This is a genomic window from Neobacillus fumarioli NBRC 102428 (genome assembly GCF_001591485.1).
In the GTDB taxonomy this organism is placed as follows: domain Bacteria; phylum Bacillota; class Bacilli; order Bacillales; family Cytobacillaceae; genus Neobacillus; species Neobacillus fumarioli.
On the sequence record NZ_BCUZ01000252.1, the window covers coordinates 1 to 1063 of the forward strand.

Annotated in this window: 1 protein-coding gene; it reads left to right on the forward strand. The window is 51.3% G+C overall.

The window, feature by feature from the left end:
* Positions 1 to 96: 96 nt before the first annotated feature.
* Positions 97 to 1002 carry an IS1595 family transposase gene (locus BFU02S_RS15945; RefSeq protein WP_169794103.1) on the forward strand — a complete coding sequence of 302 codons (906 nt, stop codon included), beginning with the start codon at positions 97 to 99 and terminating at the stop codon, positions 1000 to 1002.
* Positions 1003 to 1063: the final 61 nt, after the last annotated feature.

Here is a 1063-nt window from a genome sequence, read left to right on the forward strand (position 1 = left end):
TTTACAACATACATCTCAAGTCTTTTAAGTTCCGATTGAAAAGTGGAGCGTAGGTGGTAGAATGGCGATATAGAACGTATGTTTGGGGTGATCGCCATGACACTTCTTGAGTTTCAGGAACGGTTCTCCACGATTCGTGCCTGCGAGGAGCGTTTGTTTGAGCTACGTTGGCCAGATGGCTTTGTTTGCCCGAAGTGCGGCAGCAAGGAGTATTGCGAAGTTGTAAGCTCCTCACGGAAAGAGGCTGAAGAACGAATGCCCTTATTCCAGTGCAAAAACTGCTCTCGGCAAACTTCCGTCACGGCGGGCACCATCTTTCATAAGACGAAAACCGATTTGCGCAAGTGGTTTCTTGCGGTGTACCTGATGGCCAATGACAAGCGAGGCGTTGCTGCGACAACCATTCAACGGAATATTGGAGTGTCGTATCCCACCGCATGGAACATGTTGCGTAAAATCCGCAAGGCCATGGCTGATCGCAATGCACTGTATCAGTTGGAAGGACTCGTGCAAATCGATGACGCCTATTTTGGCGGAGAGAGCCATGGAAAAGGAAAGCGTGGGAGGGGCTCGGATCAGGACCCGGTGATTGTCGCCGTTCAGATGGAGCGTGGGACGCCTAAGTACATCACCATGGCGGTAGTACCGAATCTCACGAAGGAAGTGGTTGCTCCCGTTCTATCCGGACGGCTGAAACCAAATTGCGTCTGGGAGACGGACGGCAGCAAGACGCTTGTGGCCTGTGCCAAGGAGTTGGAGCCTGCGTCCCATATAGTGACGAAGTCGGGTACACCGGAGGCCCATGAGACGTTCGAATGGATAGACAAGGTCATCAGCCTGGCCAAGAGGTTTATCGATGGTACGTACCACGGGCGGATTGTATACAAGCAAGGATACCTTGAGGAGTTCGTGTATCGATTCAACCGCAGGAAGCTTGGAAATCGCTTGGTGGACAGATTGTTGCTTGCCTGTGCGCATGCGAAACCATTACCCAGTGTTTAGGAACTTAGTTACGAAAGTGGGGCGCCAGCCCAACTAACTTAAAAGACTTGAGATGTATGTA

Coding starts and splice junctions, on each gene's coding strand:
- BFU02S_RS15945 (WP_169794103.1), top strand. CDS start 97: ATGACACTTCTTGAGTTTCAGGAACGGTTCTCCACGATTCGTGCCTGC.